The following is a 23,237-nucleotide window of genomic DNA, read 5'->3' as shown; positions in this document are numbered from 1 at the left end:
TGGTGCGCTAGACTGCAAAAATCAGCCTTAGCGTTCTATTTGGAGAACGATGGTGGAAGACCTCAACACCCTCTACTACTTCACCCAAGTGGTGGAGCACCGCGGTTTCGCCCCGGCCGGACGCGCGCTGGACATGCCCAAATCCAAGCTCAGCCGACGCATTGCCGAGCTCGAAGAACGCCTCGGTGTGCGCTTGCTGCACCGCAGCAGCCGGCATTGCTCGTTGACCGAAATCGGCCAGGCGTATTACCAGCGTTGCCTGGCCATGCGGGTGGAAGCCGAAAGCGCCGCCGAACTGATCGAACGCAATCGCTCCGAACCCCAAGGCCTGGTGCGCATCAGTTGCCCGACAGCACTGCTGAATTCCTGGGTCGGGCCGATGCTGACCCGCTACATGCTCAAATACCCGCTGGTGGAGTTGTTCATCGAAAGCACCAACCGCCGGGTCGACCTGATCCACGAAGGGTTCGATATCGCGTTGCGCGTGCGCTTTCCACCGCTGGAAAACACTGACATGGTGATGAAGGTGCTGGGCAACAGCACCCAATGCCTGGTGGGGAGTCCGGCATTTGTGCAGCGCTTGTCGTCACCGGCTACGCCGGCTGATCTCAGCGGTCTGCCGAGCGTGCATTGGGGTGGCGCGCAGCGGGAATATCAGTGGGAATTGTTCGGTGCCGATGGCGCCAGCGCGCTGATTCGTCATACCCCGCGGATGGTCACCGACGACTTGCTGGCCTTGCGTCATGCGGTGCTCGCCGGCATCGGCATCGCCCACCTGCCGAGTGTGGTGGTGCGCGATGAGATTGCCGCCGGCCAACTGGTGGAACTGGTGCCGGGCTGGACACCCAAGTGCGGGATCGTGCATGCGATCTTCCCGTCACGACGCGGATTGCTGCCGTCGGTGCGGACCTTGATCGACTTTCTGGGCGAGGAATTTAGCCATAGCGATATTGCTTAAAAGCTTCAGACCTGGCTCGAATCTGCGCTCAAATGCTTGTCCAGCAATGACATAGCGTGCTGCAACCGATCGACGGCTTCATTGAGCAGCACCGTGTTCCCTTCATTGATGACACGCTCCAGTTGCTCGCAATGCTCGATCAAACGCACCGCACGGACCATGCGCGCACCGCCCTTGATGCGGTGCGCCAGGGCTTGCAGGTCATGGCGATTGCCTCTGGCGTGCGCCTCGAGCAGATCATCCCGATCAACCCGGTTGGTCACCGCCAGTTCGCGCACCAGCCGATCGAGCAGTGTGCGGTCCGCACCGACATATTGCTCCAAGCCGCTCAGGTCCATCTCGGACGCGGGTTGCTCTTCGAGCGTCTCGGGTGCTTCGTTTGCAAACCTGGACGCCAGCCATGCGCTCAAATCCGCCAGCAGGATGGGTTTGAACAGGCAATCGTCCATACCCGCCTCCAGGCAGCGGACTTTTTCCTCACGCTGCGCATTGGCGGTAAAGCCCAGAATCAGCGTCGACGGTAATCCCTGGACGCGCTCTTCGTCGCGTATTGCACCCGCCAGTTCATAACCACTGAGCCTGGGCATATTGCAGTCGGTAACCACCAGATCGAACTCATGTTCGCGCCACAGCTCCAGCCCCCGGGCGCCCTCTTCAGCCTCCAGAACACGATGCCCCAGGTGGCTCAGTTGCCATGAAAGCAACAAACGATTAGCCGGGTGATCGTCGACCACCAGAATCGTCAGTGGTCGCGTCGGCACCTGCCCCCCGCTATCCACTGCCGCAATGGAAGGCAACGGTTGCAGTGCGATCAGCTCAAGGGTGATGTCGACCTGTGTGCCTTGCCCAAGGACGCTGTCGAGTTGCAACTGGCCGCCCATCATTTCGCACAGGGTACGGCTGATTACCAGGCCCAACCCGGAGCCGCCGCGAGCTGACTGCTGGTTATTGCTGGCTTGGGCGAACGGGCTGAACAACCGTTGCCGATCGACGTCACTGATGCCAATGCCGGTGTCTTCAATGCGCACACTGACCGCCAGATGCTCCGGCGTCACGGGCGTCACCCGCAGCGTCAGGCTCACCTCGCCTTCACGGGTGAACTTGATGGCGTTGCTCAGCAGATTGGACAGCACCTGCTTGAAACGGGTGGGGTCGATCAACACATCGCAATCACTGTGCTCATCCAGATCGATTCGCCACGCCAGTTCATTCTGCCGTGCAAGGCCTTCGAAAACCCGGCACACCGACTCCACCAACTCCCGAAGATTGGCGCGTTCAGGTGTCAGGGATAAATGCCCGGACTCAATACGGGCGATGTCCAGAATGTCACCGATCAGCGCCAATAATTGTTGTGCGGCACCGGACGCCACCTCAATGGCAAAGCGATCGGTGACGCCCTCGTCCGCACGTTTGAGGGCCAGTTCGAGCATGCCGATCAGGGCGTTCATCGGTGTGCGGATCTCATGACTCATGGTGGCCAGAAAAGTGGTTTTGGCGCGGTTGGCATCGTCCGCCTCGTTCTTGGCCTCCTGCAATTGCCGTAACCAGTGTTGGCGCTGACGGATTTGCCGGCGCTGCCAGGCGATCCAGCCCAGGGCGAGCAACAACAGGGCGCCAGCCACGGCAAACGCCTGAAGAATGCCTTGACGATGGCGTAGCCAATAGCTGTCATCCAGCACCACATCATTGCTCCAGCGGGCCACCAGATCGTCCATTTCCTGAGGCGAAATGCTCAGCAACGCCTTGTTCAGAATCGAATGCAACTCCAGCGCGCCGCGGTGCGTGGCCAGGGCGATACGGGCGGGTTGGTCGCCGACGGTGCTGCTGACGCGCAGACGATCCGGGTAGTGCCGAGCGATCAGGTAACGGGCGACGATCAATGAACTGAGCGTCGCATCAGCCTGCCCCTTGATCACCCGTTCCATGCCCTCGGCCGGGCTTTGCACTTCGACCAGGCGCACCTGCGGCGCCCGGGCCTGCAGGAATCCGAACAACGGATGACCACGATAAATCGCCAGGCGTTTACCGGCCAGATCGTCCAGCGTCCTTGGGCTGCCCGTCGTCGTTGCACTGACCAGCACAAATGGATTGCTGAGGTAGGTGCGGGTAAACAGCAATGCGTCTTCACGCTCGGTACTGGGAGTGACCACAGGCAACAGGTCGATTTCGCCGCCCTGGAGTTGCTCAATCTGCCGGTCCAGTGAGTGGCCGCGTTGCACCTCAAAGGTCAAACCGCTGCGCTGGCTGATCAGCGTCAGCAACTGCGCCGTCAACCCGTTGAACCGGCCTTGGGCATCGTAGAACGTCAGCGGGGCAAAGTTGTCGATCGCACCGACAGTGACCGTCGGATGCCGGTCCAGCCAGCGTTGTTCACTGGGGCTCAAACGCACCTGTTCCTGACCCGCCGCATTAGCCCTGCCGGCACTCCAGCGCACTTCGATGACCACGCGTTGTTCCATCGGAATCGCCGCCAGAGCCTTGTCGATGATGCTTTTGAGACGCGGATTGTCCTTCGCCAAAGCAAAGCCGAATGGATTGGCATCCAGACCGGAAGGCCCCGCCAGATGAACATTGTTGAGGTAGTTATTGTTGATCAGATAATTGGCGCTGATGAAGTCGCCGAGGTACACATCGTCTGGCCCGAACGCTACCGCTCCGAGCGCATCGAGTGCCGAGGGATAGAGTTGCAAACTTGCATCGGGATAAAAATCTTCAACGGTCTGCGCCTGCAAATAGTCTTCGACCATGGCGATGCGTTTGCCGGCAAGGTCGACGGGCACTCGCTCGTTCAGTCGGGTGACCAGCATGGGCTGATCTTCGGCATAGGCTCGGGACCGGGTTAGCGCAGGGTCGGCGGCTTCGAAGTTGTTCGAGGTTCCGAGCAGATCCAGCTCATGTCGTTTGAGGGCGTCCATGGCGGCCTCACGAGTGGCATAACGCAGCACATCGATTTTGACATGCAGCAGTTGCCCCAGCAGCTCGGCGTAATCGGCCGTGATGCCCTCCAGTTCATCGCGGTGACGCGTCACTTCGAACGGCGGGTAATCCGCCCCCGTTACACCCAGGCGAAGGGCTCGTTTATCGCGTAGCCATTGCCAGTCCTTTTCATCCAGCTTGACCTCAAAGCCCTCCACGGTGGAGCGCCCCAGCAGATGCAACCGCTGCGGCTCGTCAGCCAGTGCCGCTGAAACGTGCGGCACAAGGCTCAACATCAAGGCCAACAGGACGATGCGCACGGTCGGTTTCATTCAGATCAGATGATTGCGCTTGGCGAAGTCCCGCAGGTGCACCGCCGCGTTCACGCCAAGCTTTTCGATCAAGCGGGTCTTGTAGGTGCTGACGGTCTTGTGACTCAGGTGCATAAGCTCAGCGATGGCCTTGTTGCTCGTGCCCCGGGCCAGGTATTGCAGGATGGTCAGTTCGCGGTTGGAGAGTTTGTCGATCATCTGTTTTTCGCTGCGTTGCAGGGCGTCCTGCGATCCCGAAGGCAGCCGCGCAAAATAGGTGTAACCGGTCATGACCGCATGCACGGCTTTGTGCAATTGACTCAGGTCGTTGGTCTTGGCGACATACGCCATGGCCCCGGCGCGCATGCAACGCTCTTGAAAAAACAGCGGATCCAGGGACGTGAAAACCAGTACCAGACATGACCAGTCACTGGCCCTGATCCGGTCCAGCACATCCAGCCCATCGCCCTCGGGCATGACCAGATCCAGCAGCACCAGCGTGGGTGAATGCTCTCGGAGCATCGACAACGCCTCGCTACCGCTGGACGCCTCATAAATCCGTTTGAAGCCCTCCTTCTCCAATACGATTTTGACTGCGGCACGTACCACCGGATGATCGTCCACAATCAGCACTGACTTCATGGTAATTCCCTGTGCAAAGATCTGACGATTGCGCACCAATGCACGCCGGATAACGACGAACCGGATGCAACGGCTGCGCTAAGACTTTTGCATGATGGACAGGAAGAAGGTACCTGTCAGAAATGATAGTTCCGACGAGCGGTAACCCAGAATCAAGCCATTTGATGCTGATATCGCGCAGGCACGGGGGACTGTGAAGCTTCACCCGCAGGCGGATCGATGAGCGCCATCAGCCGTTGAATGGACACCAGATCAGGCCGCGCCCCGTGGCTCACCTGAACCTTTTGCTGAACCTTCTGTTTAACACCTGCGGCCGGGGTCGGCGACAACTGTGCCTGCTGGCCATCGTAGATCAAGGCGTGGTGAACCTGGCCGTTAACGAGGAAGAACCCGAGCAGGTTCAATGCCCCATCCGCCAGCGAGGCGTTGATGACCACCAGATCAAATGGCTCGCTGGCGTACTCGATGAGGGTCAGCATCTCCACAAGGCTTTGTACCGGGGCCACCCGGTAATAACCGAGCTGATTGAACAGCCGCTCGGTTTTCATCCGGTGAAAATGCTGTTCGTCGGCGATCAGGATACGCAAGGTTTTGTTGATCATCGCGTGCCTCCAGGTCAATCAATGACTGATGAGTGAGGCGGCAAGGCTACGCAAGACCGAGGAAGCGTTCTGTAGGACGTTTCCTAAAAACTGCGCCATTTATCCCTTCAGTACATGGCCCTCGGAACGGGTCGGGTTTCGCCGCGCCGTTGCAGCGAGGAGTTAGTCAGGAGGGTTCAGGATTCAAGATTTGTGGTGCTTCGCAGGGGCCTATCGCGAACAGGCTCGCTCCCACAGTGGATCCTCAGTGAACACAGAGTTTGTGTAAGACAGAGATCAAATGTGGGAGCGAGCCTGCTCGCGATGGCGGCCTTATAGCCGCCACAAATCTCAGCTGGCAGTCGCCAACAACAAATCCATCACCGACCGGCCATGCCCACGCGACTTGCCATGGTCATACAGCGAGCCGGCGATTTCATCGGCGCGGATCGGCAGGATCGACAGCAAGGTGTCGCTCAAGCCGTGGCTGGCCTGGCAGAAGCCCTGCATGTAGATGCCGGCCTTGCAGCGCTCGTCGGTGATCAGTTTGTAGTGGCGATCGACCTCGAAATCGCCCAGATACTGTGCAAGCGGCGCCAGCAATTTGCGGTGCATCTGGCGCTCGTAACCGGTGGCCAGCACCACGGCGTCGTAGCAGCGAACCGTGACTTCTCCAGTGGCGTTGTTGCGCACCGCCAGCTCGATACCGCGCTCGGTAGCGGTGGCCTTTTCGACGGTGGTCAGGGTACGGAACGCATGTCGCGCAATGCCCGAGACTTTCTGCCGGTAGAAGATGCCGTAGATGCGTTCGATCAGGTCGATGTCCACCACCGAATAGTTGGTGTTGTGGTACTCGTTGACCAGACGCTCGCGTTCGCTGCTGGCCTGCTGGAACACCAGGTCGGTGAACTCCGGCGAAAACACTTCGTTGACGAAGGGGCTGTCATCGGCCGGTTTCAGGGCCGAGCCACGCAGGATCATGTCCACCTGCACCGACGGGAAGCTGTCGTTCAGGTCGATGAAGGCTTCCGCCGCACTCTGCCCGCCGCCGATGATCGCAATGTTCATCGGTTGGTTGTTCACGCACGGCTGCCTGGCCATGCGCTCCAGGTACTGGGAGTGATGGAACACCCGGCCGTCATCCTTCAGTGCCTTGAACGCTTCGGGAATGCGCGGTGTACCGCCGGCGCTGACCACTACCGAACGGGTGGTGCGCACATGCTGCTGACCTTGCGTATCACGCGAGATCACTCGCAGTGCTTCGACCTGCTGGTGGTGCAGCACTGGCTCGATGGCCAACACTTCCTCGCCGTAGCGGCTCTGTTCGGTAAATTGCCCGGCGACCCAGCGCAGATAATCGTTGTACTCCATGCGGCACGGATAGAAGGTGCCGAGGTTGATGAAGTCCACCAGACGACCGTGATGCTTGAGGTAATTGACGAAAGAATATGGGCTGGTCGGGTTACGCAGCGTCACCAGATCCTTGAGAAAGGAAATCTGCAGTTCGCTCTGGGTGACCAGGGTATTGCCGTGCCAGCGGTAGTCCGCCTGCTTGTCGAGAAACAGCACATCCAGCTCGCCCTGGCTCGGCCCGCGCTCTTGCAGGGCGATGGCCAGGGCCAGGTTCGAAGGGCCGAAACCGACGCCGATCAGGTCGTGAACGATGGGCGATGCAATTGCCTGTGTCATTTCCAGTGTCCTCTGGATGAACCCCGGACCAGCGGGGATAAAGCCTGGGTGACCTGACCGGCCTTGTGCGGCAGCAGATCGTCTGTTGAATAGGAACGAGGACAATGAAAAAAAATTTAACGAGGCCTGATTAAACGGTGCCGATCAATGGGCGTCCCACTGGCGCATTCGCACCCGGCAATGCTTCATGGCATTGACGATGTGCTTTTCCACCAGCGCCCGGGAAATCCCCAGGTGCTCGGCGATTTCCGGGTGCGACAAGCCGTCGATCTTGCGCAAAAGAAAACTCTCGCGACACAGCTTTGGCAACTCCGCGAGTGCGCGCTGAAGCATGTCCAGGCGCTGGCCATGATCGAGGCTGTTGTGGGGGGATGGCGTGAAGTAGCGCTCTTCGCTGTCGAGTACGTCCAGGGATTCGACCTGGCGCAAGGCATTGCGTCGGTGGTCGTCGATCACCAGATTGAGCGCGGTGCGATAAAGAAACGCCCGGGGCTGTTCGATCGGCGTGTCACTGGAACGCTCCAGCACCCGCAGATAAGCGTCATGCACCACATCTTCGGCCACCTGACGGTTGCCTAGCTTGGCGTTCAGGAAACACACCAGCTCGCGATAGTAGTTTTCCAACATGACTCCCGGTTCTTGGGCCAATCTGTGCCATAAAGAGTGCGCCATAAAAGAGATGGCGGCACGATGATGGCAGCGCGCAAGAGGCGTAATTTATAGTAATTCTCATATAGATTTAAAGCACTGGATCCATTTACTTGAGAAATAACCTCATTTGTCGTGCTGTAACCCCATGTCTCAAGGCTTAAATTCTGCTCCGGGGTTCTCGTTTACAGGACAGCTTCCCGTGTCTGTCGGTCCACCGACAGCGTTCAGCGGCGCCGGTCACTGCCGCGCACGCCGAGCGACGGGCCGATTTTTACCGGCTGGAACCCCGCATGAAACGTCCCCGCCCCACCCGACGCGCCCTGTTTGTCGCTCTGTGCCTGATCCCTGCCGTTGCCCTGGCCGCCTGGCAAGTGATCCCGCCGGGGCGTGAAAAACTTGCCACCGCCGCCGTGACCCGCGCCGATATCGAAAACAGCGTGACCGCCCTCGGCACCCTGCAACCGCGACGTTACGTCGACGTCGGCGCCCAGGCGTCCGGGCAGATCCAGAAAATTCATGTAGAGGCCGGCGATCAAGTCAAGGAAGGCCAATTGCTGGTGGAGATCGATCCCTCGACCCAGAAAGCCAAACTCGACGCCGGGCGCTTTTCCATCGACAACCTCAAGGCCCAATTGCAAGAGCAGCGCGCCCAGCACGATCTGGCGCAGCAAAAGTACCAGCGCCAGCAGAACCTCAAGGCTGGCGGCGCGACCCGCGAAGAAGATGTGCAGACCGCCCGCGCCGAAGTCCGGGCGAGACAAGCGCGCATCGACATGTTCCAGGCGCAGATTCGTCAAGCCCAGGCCAGTTTGCGCAGCGATGAAGCAGAGCTCGGTTACACACGGATCTACGCGCCAATGTCCGGCACGGTGGTCGCCGTCGGCGCCCGGGAAGGCCAGACGCTCAATGCCCAACAACAGACGCCGCTGATATTGCGCATTGCAAGATTGTCACCGATGACCGTATGGGCCGAAGTTTCCGAAGCCGATATCGGCCAGGTCAAACCCGGCATGACCGCCTGGTTCACCACCCTCAGCGGTGGCAGCCGGCGCTGGAGCAGCACCGTGCGGCAGATTTTGCCGGTGCCGCCGCGCCCGCTCGAACAGACGCAGGGCAGCCCCACCAGCGGTCGCAGCGGCAGCGAACGGGTGGTGCTCTACACCGTGTTGCTGGATGTCGACAACGCCGACAACGCCTTGATGACCGACATGACCGCCCAGGTATTTTTCGTCGCCCAGCAGGCGCAGAACGTGCTGACGGTGCCCACCGCGGCCCTGCAAAACGGCACCGCGGCGGATCGCCAAGTGGCACAAGTGGTGGCGGCCGACGGCGAGGTTCAGCGCCGCGAGGTTCGCACCGGGATCAGCGACCGGCTGCGCACGCAGATTCTCGAGGGGCTGGCGGAAGGCGATCACGTGCTGAGCGCCCCGCTCACCGGCAGCGGAGGCTGAATGCAAACGCCCCTGATTGACCTGCGACAGATTCGCAAAGCCTACGGCGGTGGCGACAGCCCCGTGGTGGAAGTGCTGCGCGGCATCGACCTGTCGATCCATGCCGGCGAATTTGTCGCCATTGTCGGCGCTTCCGGCTCCGGCAAATCGACCCTGATGAACATCCTCGGCTGCCTCGACCGCCCCACCAGCGGCGACTACCTGTTCGCCGGAGAAAACGTCGCTGGCCTTGGCAGCGACGAACTGGCGTGGCTACGGCGCGAGGCCTTCGGCTTCGTGTTTCAGGGTTACCACCTGATCCCGTCCGGATCGGCCCAGGAAAACGTCGAAATGCCGGCCATTTATGCCGGCACCCCGGCGGACGAACGCCATGCCCGCGCGGCGGCCCTGCTCGAGCGCCTCGGCCTGGGCTCGCGCACAGGCAACCGTCCACATCAGCTTTCCGGCGGTCAGCAGCAACGGGTGTCGATCGCCCGCGCCTTGATGAACGGCGGCCACATCATCCTCGCCGACGAACCCACTGGCGCCCTCGACAGCCACAGCGGCGCCGAAGTCATGAGCCTGCTCGACGAACTGGCCAGTCAGGGGCACGTGGTGATCCTGATCACCCACGACCGCGAAGTGGCCAGGCGTGCCAACCGGGTCATCGAAATCCGCGACGGCCTGATCATCAGCGACACCGCCACAAGTCCCTCGGCCGCCCCGCGCACGGCCCGTCCCGGCGCGCTGCAAGCCGTGGACCTGCGCCAGCGCCTGAGCGCCGGCAGCGAGCCCAATGGCGCCTGGAAAGGCGAACTGCTGGACGCGGTTCAGGCGGCCTGGCGCGTGATGTGGATCAACCGCTTCCGCACTGCCCTGACGCTGCTGGGGATTGTCATTGGCGTTGCGTCAGTGGTGGTGATGCTGGCGGTGGGCGAAGGCAGCAAGCGCCAGGTGATGGCGCAGATGGGCGCCTTCGGTTCCAACATCATTTACCTCAGCGGCGCCGCGCCCAATCCGCGTACGCCGCCCGGGATCATTACCCTCGACGACGTCGCCGCGCTCGCCAATCTGCCTCAGGTGCAGCGGATCATGCCGGTCAACGGCTCGACGGCCGGCGTGCGTTTCGGCAACGCCGATCACACCGCCTATGTGGGCGGCAACGACACCAACTTCCCGAGCATTTTCAATTGGCCGGTGGTTCAGGGCAGCTATTTCACCCAGGCCGATGAAGACAGCGCCGCCGCCGTTGCGGTGATCGGCCACAAGGTCAGGGAGAAGCTGTTCAAAGACCTGGCCGACCCGATTGGCCAGTACATCCTGATCGAAAACGTGCCGTTTCAGGTGCTTGGCGTGCTGGCGGAAAAAGGCTCCAGTTCCGGCGATTCCGACAGCGACAACCGCATCGCCGTGCCCTATTCGGCTGCTAGTGTGCGTCTGTTTGGCAGCCGCAATCCCGAGTATGTGGTGATCGCCGCCAAGGATGCGCGCAAGGTCAAGGAGGCCGAGCAGGCAATCGAACAAACGATGCTGCGCGAGCACAAGGGCAAGCGCGATTTCGAGCTGACCAACAACGCCGCCATGATCCAGGCCGAGGCCCGCACCCAAGGCACGCTGTCATTGATGCTCGGTTCGATTGCAGCGATTTCGTTATTGGTCGGCGGTATCGGCGTCATGAACATCATGCTGATGACCGTGCGTGAACGCACCCGGGAAATCGGTATTCGCATGGCCACCGGCGCCCGTCAGCGCGACATCCTGCGCCAGTTTCTCACCGAGGCGGTGATGCTCTCGGTGGTCGGCGGTGTCGCCGGGATCGGTCTGGCGCTGCTGGTCGGTGGCGTGCTGCTGCTCGGCAATGTCGCGGTTGCGTTCCAGTTGTTCGCCGTGCTCGGCGCCTTCGGCTGCGCCCTGGTCACCGGTGTCATCTTCGGCTTCATGCCTGCCCGCAAGGCTGCCCGGCTCGATCCGGTCACGGCCCTTACCAGTGAATGATCGACCTATGAAAGTGCCCCTGACCCTTCTGGCCGCCAGCCTGTTGCTGGCCGCCTGCAGCAACCCTGCGCCGCGCCCCGACAGCGGCCTGCAACCACCCGTCGCCTGGCAATCGCCGAACACCGCCGCCGCTGCACACAGCAATCGGCAATGGTGGACGCAGTTCGGCAGCCCGCAACTCAATCGCCTGATCGAACAGGCCAGCGTGGGCAGCCACGATCTGGCCGCCGCCGTCGCCCGGGTGCAGCAGGCCCAGGCCAGCGCCACCATCGCCGGCGCCCCGCTGCTGCCCGAACTCAAGGCAGGCCTCAACGCCAATCGCCAACGCTTGCTGCACGGCAAGGGCTACAGCCAACTGGACGTCAGCCCCGATAATCGCTCGCTGAATTATTACGATGCGGAACTGAGCGCCAGTTACGAGATCGATTTCTGGGGCGGTAAACGGGCGGCCCGAGACAGCGCCCTTTTTGGCTTGCAGGCCAGTGAGTTCGATCGGGCCACCGTGGAGCTGACCTTGCAAAGCGGCGTGGCCAACAGCTACACCCAGGCCTTGTCGTTACGTGAACAGCAACGGATCGCCGAGCTGAACCTGGCCAACGCCCAAAACGTTTTGCGACTGGTGCAGACTCGCTACGACGCCGGCAGCGCCACGGCGCTGGAACTGGCTCAGCAAAAAAGCCTGGTGGCCGAACAGCAACGCAAACTGCCACTGGTGCAACAACAGGCACGGGAAGCGCGGATCACCCTCGCCGCCCTGCTCGGCCAACCGGTGCAGGCACTGACGCTGGCGGAGCAGCCATTCGATCAATTGCACTGGCCGGAGATTGCCAGCGGCGTGCCCAGTGAATTGTTGAGCCGCCGTCCGGACATCGCCAGCGCCGAAGCCAAACTCGCCGCCGCCCAGGCCGATGTGACCGTCGCCCGCGCGGCGATGCTGCCCAAGCTGACGCTCACCGCCAGCCTGGGCACCGGTGCCGACCTGGCCTCGGATCTGTTGCGCACCACCTTTTACAACCTGTCCTCGGGACTGGTGGCGCCGATCTTCAACAACGGGCGCCTCAGCGCCGAGCGCGACAAGGCCACGGCGCGCCAACAGGAACTGCTGGAAACCTATCGCGGGGCAATCATCAATGGCTTCGCCGATGTAGAAAAAGCCCTCAACAGCATTCGCGGGCTGGACGAGCAACGCCAGTGGCAGGGAGAGGAACTGAGCCAGGCGCAGAGCGCTTTCGACATCGCCCAGAGCCGTTACCAGGCCGGTGCCGAAGACCTGCTCACGGTGCTGCAAACCCAGCGCACGCTGTATGCCGCCCAGGATCTGAATGTGCAGCTGAGATTGTCGCGGTTGCAGGCCAGTATTGCGCTGTACAAGGCGTTGGGTGGGGGTTGGCAGGTGCTTTAGCTCGGTGTGAGCTTTGAGATCGCTATCGCGAGCAGGCTCGCTCCCACATTGGATCGGCGTCGTACACAAACATTGTGTCCAGCCCGGATCCTGTGGGAGCGAGCCTGCTCGCGATGAACGATAACGCGGTCTATCTGCTTAAACCGGCCATCCCTTGACCTTCAAATGCCGCGCATACCACGGCCGTCGCGGCACTTTGCGCAACAGGTCACCCATGTTGTCTTCATCGCCAAAGGTGATGCGCAACGCCAGCTTCATGGTTTCCGGATCCATTTCCACCGAACGCCCCACCTGCAGGCCCGGCGTCGTGCTGCAACCGTGGGTGTCCGGCCCGAGCCACGGATCGCCCACTTCCACCCAACGCCCCGGCGCAAACCACGGCACGCCGTTGACCTCCAGGCGGCTCAGTTCGCCGGGGTGAAAACGTTCATGGGCGCGGAACCAGTCTTCGATGCGATCGTCGATCCAGCCGTGGAAGCGCCAGAACACCGGGTTGACGTGGGACGAAAACGGATCGCCGAGAAAGTCGTTTTCCGGGGCATACCAGCGCGCCGCAAAGTCGGCCTGATCCCGAGCCATCGGCACTGGTATCTCGTTGGACGGATCCCGAGCCACCGAGGCCCAGCGCATGTGCAGCCAGTCGTGCAGGCCCAGCTCGACCTCCGAGCCGAACTGGCCGAGGGTCAGTTTCGACAGGTAACGCGGATCCCGGTACTGCGACTCCCAAACCTGGAAGTTGCTGTGATAGGTCTCTGCGGCTTTGATGTCACTGACCCACTTGGTGTATTCGTCGTCGCCTTCGGTCAACCAGGTTGGCGGCAAGGCATTGCCATCGTGATTATCGAAATAGCGCGCGAAGCCCTGGCGATCCCGCTCGAGTTCCGGCTGCGGCAAGGGGAACGCCGGCCATGACGGCAACTCCTGCATGGACCGGGCGATGCCGAGCATGTGCCGGTGCATGAAGAAGAAATCGATGCCCGAACCGTTGCGGTCCTTGCGCGGTCCGCGGGCATCACGCTCCTTGTCCCGTGGGCCGGGTTGCCAGCCGATACCGCGCAAGGCCTCGCGTTTTTTCTCCGAGAGCTTGTGCCATTTGTCCCGGGAAGCGTGCCAGAGCTGATGAAACAATCGATGCTCGGGGGACACCAGCCACGCCAGAAATGTCGGGTTGAGGGCGGTGCGCTCCCGCGCTTCGGGAAACCGGCGCTTGATGGCGATAAAACGGTTGTCGAGTTCGGGTAAACCCAATGGGCGATTCAGGCTCAGCACCTGGCCGTTGAACGTACCGCTGCCAGCGTTGCCGAAAGCGGCCCAAACCTCATCGAGCTTGGCCTTGAACTCATACACTGGCGCCACCAACGGGGCGTCGGTGCGCATCAGCCGCCAGTACAGTTCGGCGCCATTGGCCGGTGCCAGATCGCCGATGACCTGATAGTGCGGCACCCCTTCCCCACGCAGATGAGTGCCGGTGTCCAGGTAGCCGCGCAACCCTCGTCCGCGATGAGCGATGTCGAGAAACAGCTCCAGCCCGTCCTGCGGCAAGCCCTCAAGCCCGGCATCGCTGCCGACAAAACGAATGTCCCAGATTCCACGCAAGCTGTCGGCCAGTTGCTGCCCGGCGGTGCTCGCCAGGTCGACCGTGGCCTCCCCCGGCGTGATCGGTTCCTTTTCCCGGGTCAACTCACGATGTGCATAAAAAGCGGCAGGCACCGCAGCGCTCGTGAGCGCCAGGCCCGCCATGAACCAGCGTCGAGAAATCGTCATTGCCCTACCTGTGTCAGCCTTGAAGCAGGCTTTATCCAAGCTAGAACGTTTGTTGTGGGGGGAAATTTAAGCGCACCAGACAGTCCCTTGTGGGGGGCTTTCTGTGGATAGAGGGCTTTCCTTTCCTGTGGCGCAGGCTTTTGTGGCGAGGGGGCTTGCCCCCGTTGGGTTGCGAAGCGACCCTGAATCCGCTCACCGCGATTCCGCAGTCAGAACGTGTAAGCCGGTTTGCGACTGCTTCGCAGCCGAACGGGGGCAAGCCCCCTCGCCACAAAAAAGCCTGCACCACAGGCAAGCTCCCTCGCCACAGGGAATCGCACAAGCCGCTAATTTTTTCTGTTGGTCACTCGTTCTTCCCAGATAGCAAAGGCCCCTGCGCCTGCACTCAACGGCGAACCTGACTGAGATGGCGATGACAAAAACACGTTCGAAAAAGGCCCTGTACCTCGGCCTGCCACTGGCCCTGGCCATCAGTGCTGGCGCAGGCTGGCTGGTCTGGGATTACTGGTTCAAGGACAACCCCGGCTATCCGGTCAAGGTGATGAAACAGGCCACCGAACTGCAGGAGCGGATCCTTTCCTTCGACAGCCACATCACCGTTCCCCTGAGTTTCGGTGCCCACGGCAACGAGGCCGACAAGGACGGTTCCGGCCAGTTCGACCTGATCAAGGCCAACCGTGGCCGACTGTCCGGCGCGGCGCTGACGGTCTTCGGCTGGCCGGAAATGTGGAACGGCCCGAACGCCCCGCACAGGCCCACCGACGGTTTCGTCGAAGAAGCGCGCAACCAGCAGGAAGTGCGCTACAAAATCATCTCCGGACTGGTGCGCGACTTTCCCAATCAGGTCGGCATCGCCTACACCCCCGACGACTTCCGACGCCTGCACGGCGAAGGCAAGTTTGCGATTTTCATCAGCATGCTCAACGCCTACCCGCTGGGCAATGACCTGAGCAAACTGGACCTGTGGGCCGCTCGCGGCATGCGCATGTTCGGTTTCAGCTACATCGGCAACAACAGCTGGGCCGATTCGTCACGACCGTTGCCGTTTTTCAACGACTCCCCCGATGCCCTCGACGGGTTGTCGGACATCGGCAAACAAGCGGTGCAGCGCCTCAACGATCTGGGCGTGATCATTGATGTGTCGCAGATGTCGACCAAGGGCCTGGAGCAAGTGGCGCAGCTGAGCCGCACGCCGATGGTGGCCTCGCACTCGGCACCACGGGCCTCGGTGGACATCCCGCGCAACCTCAGCGACAAAGAGTTGCAGCTGATCAAGAACAGCGGCGGTGTGGTGCAGGTGGTCGGTTTCTCGCAATACCTCAAACCGCTGACCCAAGGCACACAGGACAAACTCAACGCCCTGCGCGCACGTTTCGATTTGCCGCCATTGCCCAACCTGGCGATGGCGCTGATGCCGGGTGATCCGATCATCACCGCCTGGTCCGAACAGAAGCTCGGTCAATACGCCAGCGGTCTGTACGCCATTCTTGAGGAAGAACCCAAGGCCACGCTCAAGGACCTCGGCGACGCTATCGATTACACCGTGCGCAAGGTCGGCATCGACCACGTCGGCATCGCTTCGGACTTCAACGACGGCGGCGGCATCAAGGGCTGGGAAAACGTCGGCGAAATCCGCAACGTCACCGCCGAATTGATCCAGCGCGGTTACTCCGAAGCCGATATCGCCAAGCTCTGGGGCGGCAACTTCCTGCGGGTCTGGGAACAGGTGCAAAAAGCCGCGAAGCCCACGCTGATTTCTCGCCAGGAACCGCTCAAGCCATGAGTGACCGTCGGACCTTTCTGAAACAGGCCGGGATCCTCGCCGCTGGCCTGCCGTTGGCTGCCAGCCTCGGCTCACCGGTCGCCGCCGCGCAATCGCAAGCGCTGCCCCGGGACAAGTGGGCGCAATTGCGTCAGCTGTTCGACCAGGACCCTAACTACATCCACTTCGCCAACTTTCTGGTGACCTCCCACCCCAAACCCGTGCGCGAGGCCATCGCCCGTCACCGCGCCGCGCTGGACCTGAATCCCGGGCTGGCCATGGACTGGGACCTGGGCGTGACCCACCAGCGCGAAGAAAACGTACGGCTTTGGGCCGGTCGGTATTTGCAGACCAAACCGACACAGATCGCCCTCACCGGCAGCACCACCGAAGGCCTGGCGATGATTTATGGCGGCGTGCAAGTGCGCGCCGATCAGGAAATCCTCACTACGGTTCACGAGCATTACTCCACGAACAACATCCTGCGTTTTCGCAACCAGCGCGATGGCACCCGCGTGCGCAAGATTCAGTTGTTCGAGCAGCCACAGTCGATCTCGGCCGATCAGGTGCTGGATACCATCAACCGCAACATCCGCCCCGAGACCCGCGTGCTGGGCATGACTTGGGTGCACTCGGGCAGTGGCGTGAAGTTGCCAATCAGCGACATCGCCGGACTCGTCGATGAACACAATCGCCAGCGCGACGATAAGGACCGGATTGTTTACGTGGTCGACGGCGTGCATGGTTTCGGCGTCGAAGACCTGAGTTTCCCGGCGATGAACTGCGACTTCTTCATTGCCGGCACCCACAAATGGATGTTCGGCCCTCGCGGTACCGGCATCGTTTGCAGCCGCAGCGAAGAGCTGAAATACGTCAGCCCGAGCGTGCCGACCTTCTCCGAAGCCACGAGCTTTTCCACCACCATGTCCCCGGGCGGCTATCACGCCTTCGAACATCGCTGGGCCGTGGACGAAGCGTTCAAATTGCACCTGGAACTGGGCAAGGCCGACGTCCAGGCACGTATCCATCAGCTCAACAGTTACCTGAAACAGCGATTGCTGGAGCAACCGGGTGTCGAGCTGGTCACCCCGGTCGATCCGAAGTTTTCGGCGGGGTTCAGCTTCTTCCGGGTCAAGGGTCAGGACGGCGATGCCGTGGCTGCCCACCTGATGCAAAACCGGATTGTCAGCGATGCCGTCAGCCGCGACGTCGGCCCGGTGATCCGCACCGCGCCCGGCCTGCTCAATACCGAAGCCGAGGTGGACCGCTTCATCGATGTGCTGGGCAAAAAGCGCTCCGCGTGAACTCTCGCTCCCAGGCCAATGCAGCTCACTTGGAAAGTCTTGAGTCAGAGACCTGTGGCGAGCGAGCTTGCTCGCGCTTGAGTGCGTAGCGCTCACAAAAATCGGCAATGACTGGCAGATTTTTGGGGCCGCTGCGCAGCCCAGCGCGAGCAAGCTCGCTCGCCACAATGGTCGGCATGACTGATGAGTGAGCTGCGAGGCACCGTTTTCCTTTAACCGAGACGACTTATGAAAACGCTCCATATGCCCTCTTCCCTGCGAACCCTATCGGCCCTGGCACTGACCGCACTGCTCGCCAGCCTGCTGCCCGGTACGGCTCAGGCCGCAAGCCCGCCAACTCCCGGCAAGGTGTTCAAGGACTGCAAGGACTGTCCGGAAATGGTCGTGCTGCCCGCCGGCCGCTACACCATGGGCACACCAGCGGATGAAGTCGGCCACCAGCCCGATGAAGGTCCGCTGCATGAAGTGACCTTCACCCGCCCCTTCGCCATCAGTCGCTTCCAGGTACTGGCCGGCGAATGGGACGCGTACACGCGCGCCACCGGCAACACCCCCGCCGACTTCGATGATCGGCCGGGTCGTCGCTGCACGGCCGGCAAACCGAGCTTCAAACAGACGGCACGCCACCCGGCCGTGTGCATGAACGTGGCCGAAGCCGAGGGTTACATTGCCTGGCTGTCGGAGAAAACCGGTCATGCCTATCGCATGCCCAGCGAGTCGATCCGTGAGTACGCCGCCCGCGCCGGCAGCACCGGGGCTTTCCCCTTTGCGTTCGATGAAGGCGCCGATTACCAGATCTCCAAAAACGCCAACACCTACGGCGCCGCCGACGGCTACAACTTCACCTCCCCGGCCGGCACTTTCCCGGCCAACGCCTTTGGCGTGTTCGACATGCACGGCAACGTTTATGAGTGGGTCGCCGACTGCTACCGCGAAGACTATGTCGGCGTGCCCAGCGACGGCAGCCCGTGGCTGGAGCAGAACTGCAAACGCCAGGTCATGCGCGGCAACGACTGGGGCGAAGCACCGGTGTTTTCCCGCTCCGGCAATCGCAACAGCAGCCTGCCCACTAGCAGCGGCGACTGGCTGGGGTTTCGTGTAGTGCGTGAGTTCTGAATCCCTTGGGGTAAGGGGCTTGCCCTTGTGGGAGCGAGCCTGCTCGCGATGACGGCGGCACCTTCAACATCAATGTTGCCTGACCCACCGCTATCGCGAGCAGGCTCGCTCCCACAAGTTTGCGCGGCTTTAGCTACCAGCATTAGGGCAAGCCCCTCGCCGCAGGTGTTGTGACTAACCGGCAATTACCCTCCGCAGCCGTTTAAATAAAGTCCCCGACCATTCGTTTTCCTTAAGTACCGGCACTCCCTCCGCATCGAAGCAGGAATCCTCCATGACCAAGCCAACGCGTGGGGCGATCAACGAATTGTTCGCCCTGCTCAAGCCCTTCCGCCTGATTGTCTCTGTGTCCATCGTGCTCGGCATGATCGGTGGCCTGAGCGTCACCGTGTTGCTGGCAACCATCAACAATGCGCTGCATTCCGCCGATGGCCTGACCCGCACCGTGGTGATGATTTTCGCCGGGCTGTGCGTGCTGGCGCTGCTGACCTCGATTCTTTCCGACATCGGCACCAACTACGTCGGTCAGCACATCATCGCCAGGCTGCGCAAAGAGCTGGGGGAGAAAGTGCTGTCGGCGCCGATCGACCAGATCGAGCGCTACCGCAGCCACCGGCTGATCCCGGTGCTGACCCATGACGTGGACACCATCAGCGATTTCGCCTTCGCCTTCGCGCCATTGGCGATTTCCCTGACCGTGACCCTGGGTTGCCTCGGCTACCTGGCCATGCTGTCGTGGCCGATGTTTCTGATGATGCTGGTGGCCATCGCCATCGGCACCACCATCCAGGCCATCGCCCGGGCCAAGGGCATGCGCGGTTTCTACGCGGCGCGAGACTCCGAAGACGAGCTGCAAAAGCACTACAACGCCATCGCCGAAGGGGCCAAGGAACTGCGCATCCACCGCCCGCGGCGTCAGCGGATGTTCGTTTCCGGCATCCAGAAAACCGCCGAGAAAATCTGTGACACGCAGATCCGCTCGATCAATACCTTCGTCATTGCCAAGTCGTTCGGCTCGATGCTGTTCTTCGTGGTCATCGGCCTGGCACTGGCCCTGCAATCGTTCTGGCCCAGTGCCGACAAGGCCGTGATGAGCGGTTTTGTGTTGGTGCTGCTGTACATGAAGGGCCCGCTGGAACATTTGGTCAGCACCCTGCCGATCATCAGCCGTGCGCAGATTGCGTTTCGCCGGATCGCCGAGCTCAGCGAACAGTTTTCCTCCCCGGAACCGCACCTGCTGCTGGAAGATCAGGGCCACAAACCCGGCCCGGTCCACAGCCTGGAACTGAGCAACGTGCGTTACGCGTTCCCCCCGGTGGAGGGCAGCGAGCCCTTCCGCCTCGGCCCGGTCAACCTGCGCATCGAGCAAGGCGACATTGTCTTCATCGTCGGTGAAAACGGTTGCGGCAAAACCACACTGATCAAACTGCTGCTGGGTCTTTATGCGCCCACCGAAGGCGAGATCCGCGTGAACGACCAGCCGATCACCGCCCTCAATCGCGATGACTACCGGCAGAATTTCACCACGATATTTGCCGACTATTACCTGTTCGATGACCTGATTCAGGGCGACCGGCAAGTGCCCCAGGATGCCACGCGCTACCTCGAACGGCTGGAGATCGCGCACAAGGTCAGCGTGCGCGACGGCGCATTCAGCACCACCGACCTTTCCACCGGCCAGCGCAAACGCCTGGCGCTGGTCAATGCCTGGCTCGAAGAACGGCCGGTGCTGGTGTTCGACGAATGGGCGGCCGATCAGGACCCGACCTTCCGGCGCATTTTCTACACCGAACTGCTGCCCGACCTGAAACGCCTGGGCAAGACCATCATCGTCATCTCCCACGATGACCGCTATTTCGACGTAGCCGATCAACTGGTGCGCATGGAGGCCGGCAAGGTCAAAAGCGAACTGCAACCCGCCTGACTGACGAGGCCTGGGGGCGTGCCAAGCCCCCTGTGGCGAGGGGGCTCGCCCCCGTTCGGCTGCGAAGCAGTCGCAATTACGTTGCATGCGGTGTGCCAGGCAGAACGAGGTTGCAGGTTCAGGACTGCTTCGCAGTCCAACGGGGGCAAGCCCCCTCGCCACAGAGTCTTGGCCTCCACTTAACTGACCGGCATTGCCCCTGGACCGGAAAAATAATTTTCCGGTTTGCCGCGGCCTCCTCGTCTTAATGAGATGAATAAGAACCATTACCAACTATACCTGCCAAGGTCTTAACCTCATGTCCGCATCCCGTTTCATGCTTCGACCTCTGACCCGCGCCCTGTTAATGAGCAGCACGACCCGCTCGCGCATGACGTCCACCGGCCTCGGCCTGGCGATGACCCTGGCGGTGACGCCGTATGTCCAGGCCCAGGAATGGACCCTGAACATCCCGGCCCAGCCATTGGCTCAGGCGCTGCAGACCCTCGGTCAACAGACCAATCTGCAAATCATCTACAGCCCCGAGAGCATTCAGAACCTGCGCTCCAGCGCCCTCAACGGCCGCTATCAGGAAGATGATTCGCTCAGCGCGCTGCTCAAGGGCACCGGGATCCGCCATCAACGCGACGGCAACACGGTCACGCTGCTGGCGCCGGCCACCGGCAGTGCGATGGAACTGGCACCGACCAGCATCAACGGTCAGCGGTTGGGCGCGACCACCGAAGGCAGCAACTCCTACACCACCGGCGCGGTGACCATTGGCAAGGGCGAGCACTCGCTCAGGGAAACCCCGCAGTCGATCACCGTCATCACGCGCAAGATGCTCGATGACCAGAACCTGAACACCATCGAACAGGTCATGGAAAAGACCCCGGGCATTACCGTTTACGATTCGCCCATGGGCGGCAAGTATTTCTACTCCCGGGGTTTCCGCATGACCGGCCAGTACCAGTACGACGGTGTGCCGCTGGACATCGGCAGCAGCTACGTGCAGGCCGATGCCTTCAACAGCGACATGGCGATCTATGATCGGGTCGAAGTGTTGCGCGGTGCGGCCGGGATGATGAAGGGCGCCGGGGGCACCGCGGGGGGTGTGAACTTCGTGCGCAAGCGCGGCCAGGACACCCCGCACACTCAACTGTCGTTGTCTGCCGGGACCTGGGACAACTACCGTGGCCAGGTCGACACCGGCGGCCCGCTGAACGACGCCGGCACCATTCGTGGCCGGGCCGTGGTGACCCAGCAGACCCGTCAGTATTTCTATGACGTGGGCGAACGCAGGGACCAGATCTACTACGGTGCGCTGGACTTCGACCTGAGCGACTACACCACTCTCGGCCTGGGCATGGCCTATGAAGACGTCGATGCCACTCCGTGCTGGGGCGGCTTGCCGCGCTACGCCGATGGCAGCGACCTGAAGCTCTCTCGTTCCACGTGCCTGAACACCGCTTGGAACAACCAGCGCAGCAAGCGGGCCACTTACTTTGGCGACCTGAAACACGAGTTCAACGACAACTGGGCGCTGAAGGTCGCGGGGGTTTACTCGAAAAACACCCAGGACATGGAATACGCCTTCCCCAGCGGTTCAGTACCGGTTGGCGCCACCAGCACCAGTACCGCGATGATCGGCAGCATCTTTGACTACGATCAGGTCGACTACGGCCTCGACGCGTATGTGGACGGCAAGTTCAACGCATTCGGCCAAGAGCACGAGCTGATCGTCGGTGCCAACGCCAGCCGCTCCCACAAGGACGACTTCTACGCCGTGGCCCTCCTGCCTCAAACTCAGAATGTGCTGAACCCCAACCATCACCTGCCCCAGCCGGATGAAAGTTTTTACCTGGCCAACGCCTCCCGGGGTGGTCCGGTGGACATGCGGATCAAGCAATACGGCGCCTACTCCACGGCACGCCTGAAACTGGCCGATCCGCTGACCTTCGTACTGGGCAGCCGCGTCAGCTGGTACAAGTCCGAAACCGACTCCGTCTCGTTCTGGCGCGGCGAAGGCACGCCGACAAGCTCCGAGGCCAAGGAAACCGGGCAAGTCACCCCGTTCGCCGCGCTGCTGTTCGACATCAACGACAACCTGACCGTCTACACCAGCTATGCGGATATCTTCACCCCACAGGGCGGCTACAAGACCATCAACGGTTCGACGCTCAAGCCATTGATCGGCCAGAGCTATGAACTGGGGATCAAGGGTGAATGGTTCGACGGTCGCCTGAACAGCTCCTTCAACCTGTTCCGCACCGTCCAGAAAGACGCAGCCCAGGATGACCCGGCCTGCCCGGACAGCAGCTGCTCGCTGAACTCCGGAAAAGTGCGCGCCCAGGGCTTCGAAGCTGAAGTCAGCGGTGAAGTCATCGATCGTCTGCAATTGCTCGCCGGCTACACCTACACCCAGACCAAGATTCTGGAAGATGCCGACGTCAGTCAGGATGGCGTGTCGTACAACACCTATGTGCCGCGCCACTTGCTGCGTGTGTGGGGCGACTATGCGCTCAGCGGCCCGCTGGAACGTGTCACCGTCGGTGCCGGCGTCAATGCCCAGAGCGGCAACTACCGCGTCTCGCCTACCAGCAACAACAACGTCACCCAGGCCGGCTATGCGGTCTGGAACGGTCGCATCGGCTACCGCATCGACGACACCTGGTCCGTGGCACTGAACGGCAACAACCTGTTCGACAAGCGCTACTACGCCACGGTCGGTACCGAAGGCTGGGGTAACTTCTACGGTGAACCGCGCAACTTCGTGATGTCGGTCAAGGCTGACTTCTGATTGCAGCCTCAAT

The 23,237-nt window shown here is 61.4% G+C and carries 15 protein-coding genes; 9 read left to right on the top strand and 6 right to left on the bottom strand.

Translation table 11 applies throughout. The features are described 5' to 3' along the window. Positions 1 to 49: 49 nt before the first annotated feature. The gene (locus ACZ9IM_RS24230) at positions 50 to 958 is read left to right on the top strand and encodes a LysR substrate-binding domain-containing protein (RefSeq protein ID WP_476225138.1); all 909 of its coding nucleotides are present in this window, start codon (positions 50 to 52) and stop codon (positions 956 to 958) included. Positions 959 to 963: 5 nt separating this feature from the next. On the opposite strand, the gene ACZ9IM_RS24225 is transcribed toward ACZ9IM_RS24230, so the two are convergent. The 5 genes from ACZ9IM_RS24225 to ACZ9IM_RS24205 all read right to left on the bottom strand — a co-directional run bounded on the left by ACZ9IM_RS24225 (position 964) and on the right by ACZ9IM_RS24205 (position 7,724). Then, the gene (locus ACZ9IM_RS24225) at positions 964 to 4,206 is read right to left on the bottom strand and encodes a transporter substrate-binding domain-containing protein (protein WP_476225136.1); all 3,243 of its coding nucleotides are present in this window, start codon (positions 4,204 to 4,206) and stop codon (positions 964 to 966) included. Then, entirely contained in the window at positions 4,207 to 4,827 is a 621-nt protein-coding gene (locus ACZ9IM_RS24220; RefSeq protein ID WP_427624408.1) for a response regulator, read from the bottom strand. Positions 4,828 to 4,979: 152 nt separating this feature from the next. Continuing rightward, positions 4,980 to 5,429: a response regulator gene (locus ACZ9IM_RS24215; RefSeq protein ID WP_476225135.1), complete on the bottom strand. Its 450-nt coding sequence runs from the start codon at positions 5,427 to 5,429 to the stop codon at positions 4,980 to 4,982. Between the two features lie 330 nt (positions 5,430 to 5,759). Next, complete coding sequence (locus ACZ9IM_RS24210; protein WP_476225133.1) at positions 5,760 to 7,097, bottom strand: lysine N(6)-hydroxylase/L-ornithine N(5)-oxygenase family protein; 1,338 nt, start codon at positions 7,095 to 7,097, stop codon at positions 5,760 to 5,762. Positions 7,098 to 7,241: 144 nt separating this feature from the next. After that, positions 7,242 to 7,724 (bottom strand): sigma-70 family RNA polymerase sigma factor, encoded by a 483-nt coding sequence (locus tag ACZ9IM_RS24205; protein ID WP_427624402.1) that lies wholly within the window; start codon positions 7,722 to 7,724, stop codon positions 7,242 to 7,244. 314 nt (positions 7,725 to 8,038) lie between these two features. On the opposite strand from ACZ9IM_RS24205, the gene ACZ9IM_RS24200 reads away from it, so the two are divergent. From ACZ9IM_RS24200 to ACZ9IM_RS24190, 3 genes are read left to right on the top strand one after another with little or no spacing between them, the layout of a single operon-like run. Continuing rightward, positions 8,039 to 9,199, top strand: coding sequence for an efflux RND transporter periplasmic adaptor subunit (locus tag ACZ9IM_RS24200; RefSeq protein ID WP_427624400.1), 1,161 nt, complete (start codon positions 8,039 to 8,041; stop codon positions 9,197 to 9,199). Then, positions 9,200 to 11,173: a MacB family efflux pump subunit gene (locus ACZ9IM_RS24195; RefSeq protein WP_427624398.1), complete on the top strand. Its 1,974-nt coding sequence runs from the start codon at positions 9,200 to 9,202 to the stop codon at positions 11,171 to 11,173. It begins immediately after the preceding gene. Positions 11,174 to 11,180: 7 nt separating this feature from the next. Then, a complete protein-coding gene (locus ACZ9IM_RS24190) occupies positions 11,181 to 12,575 on the top strand; it encodes an efflux transporter outer membrane subunit (RefSeq protein ID WP_476225130.1) in 1,395 nt (464 codons plus the stop codon). Between the two features lie 138 nt (positions 12,576 to 12,713). Here ACZ9IM_RS24190 and pvdP read toward each other — a convergent pair whose 3' ends face one another. Beyond that, positions 12,714 to 14,339 carry a pyoverdine maturation tyrosinase PvdP gene (gene pvdP, locus ACZ9IM_RS24185; protein WP_476225128.1) on the bottom strand — a complete coding sequence of 542 codons (1,626 nt, stop codon included), beginning with the start codon at positions 14,337 to 14,339 and terminating at the stop codon, positions 12,714 to 12,716. 412 nt (positions 14,340 to 14,751) lie between these two features. Between pvdP and pvdM the strand changes: the two genes are divergently transcribed. The 5 genes from pvdM to ACZ9IM_RS24160 all read left to right on the top strand — a co-directional run bounded on the left by pvdM (position 14,752) and on the right by ACZ9IM_RS24160 (position 23,224). Further along, on the top strand, positions 14,752 to 16,122 hold the full coding sequence (gene pvdM / locus ACZ9IM_RS24180; RefSeq protein WP_476225126.1) for a pyoverdine-tailoring dipeptidase-like protein PvdM: 1,371 nt from the start codon (positions 14,752 to 14,754) through the stop codon (positions 16,120 to 16,122). Continuing rightward, on the top strand, positions 16,119 to 17,405 hold the full coding sequence (gene pvdN, locus ACZ9IM_RS24175) for a pyoverdine-tailoring periplasmic protein PvdN (protein WP_476225124.1): 1,287 nt from the start codon (positions 16,119 to 16,121) through the stop codon (positions 17,403 to 17,405). The genes pvdM and pvdN overlap by 4 nt, the downstream gene beginning before the upstream one ends. 228 nt (positions 17,406 to 17,633) lie before the next feature. After that, complete coding sequence (gene pvdO / locus ACZ9IM_RS24170; RefSeq protein ID WP_476225123.1) at positions 17,634 to 18,521, top strand: dihydropyoverdine dehydrogenase; 888 nt, start codon at positions 17,634 to 17,636, stop codon at positions 18,519 to 18,521. A gap of 274 nt (positions 18,522 to 18,795) precedes the next feature. Then, a complete protein-coding gene (locus ACZ9IM_RS24165) occupies positions 18,796 to 20,445 on the top strand; it encodes a cyclic peptide export ABC transporter (protein WP_427624388.1) in 1,650 nt (549 codons plus the stop codon). A 298-nt stretch (positions 20,446 to 20,743) separates the two neighbouring features. Further along, positions 20,744 to 23,224, top strand: coding sequence for a TonB-dependent siderophore receptor (locus ACZ9IM_RS24160; RefSeq protein ID WP_476225122.1), 2,481 nt, complete (start codon positions 20,744 to 20,746; stop codon positions 23,222 to 23,224). Positions 23,225 to 23,237: the final 13 nt, after the last annotated feature.

The organism is Pseudomonas sp. TE12508, assembly GCF_056279485.1.
Note: the sequence above shows the minus strand (reverse complement) of the source record. Positions and strands in the feature narration are given on the sequence as shown.